1 protein-coding gene is annotated in these 810 nt (G+C 63.8%); it reads left to right on the top strand.

Going from position 1 to position 810, the window contains the following annotated elements; translation table 11 throughout:
- The coding region (locus ACFWJO_RS40060) for a hypothetical protein (RefSeq protein ID WP_386873261.1) at window positions 1-557 on the top strand (557 nt) is incomplete at its 5' end.
- Between the last annotated feature and the right edge of the window lie 253 nt (window positions 558-810).

The following is an 810-nucleotide window of genomic DNA, read 5'->3' as shown; positions in this document are numbered from 1 at the left end:
GGACTCAGTTGTGCCCCTTCATCCACTTCGCCGTGCTCACCGTGGTCCTCACGTACGTTCTCGGCGTCTACCGGTATGGCGACCTCGGCTACACACGCGAGCAGATCACGGCGGCCGACCGGCCGACCCTCTCCGCGGTCCTCGATGCCGCCCAGTCGTGGGGCGCGGCTGCCGAAGCGATCGGATCGACCGCTACCAGCCCCGGGTACATGCTCTGGCTCCTGATCGTTTTGGCCGTGACCAATGCGGCCATCATCCCCTTGATCTGGGCATCGACCCGGGAGTCCGGGATTGCACCGAAATGGAGCTTCCCGGCCGCTGTCTTCGACGGAATGAAGCTGGTGGCACGCTTCATCATCGCCTGCGGCTTCGTGGCTTGGAGTGCTGGTCTGCCCACGATCCTGTTCTCCGTGCAGTTGTGGCCGCACCTGGTCGGAAGCCTCGTGGTGGGCTACCTGCCGGTGTGGATGATCCGGCGAGACGCCGTCAAACGGATTCTGTTCCGCCCGCGCCTGGTTCCGACCTCGCCGCCGCAAGGGTCTGGGGTCCACCAATGACTGACCTCGGCGCTACGTCCCGCCGGCCTCCCGTTCTTGACATCACACCACCAGCGTCATACTTTGAACTAGTTATAAGTATGGCGGATGTTGTTTCCGATCAGCTCCGAATCACCGGCACTGTCCGGACATTCGCCGAGGAAGGGGGAGTTCGATGAGCAGCGACACACCGATCCGGCGCGGATTGCGAGGCACTCTGCTCGCCGTGTCCGTCGCCGGCTTGGTACTGGCCGGGTGTAGCTCCGAATCCAGC

The sequence above is a fragment of the Streptomyces sp. NPDC127092 genome, assembly GCF_042722475.1.
Classification (GTDB): Bacteria; Actinomycetota; Actinomycetes; order Streptomycetales; family Streptomycetaceae; genus Streptomyces.
This window is presented reverse-complemented; position numbering and strand designations above follow the sequence as displayed.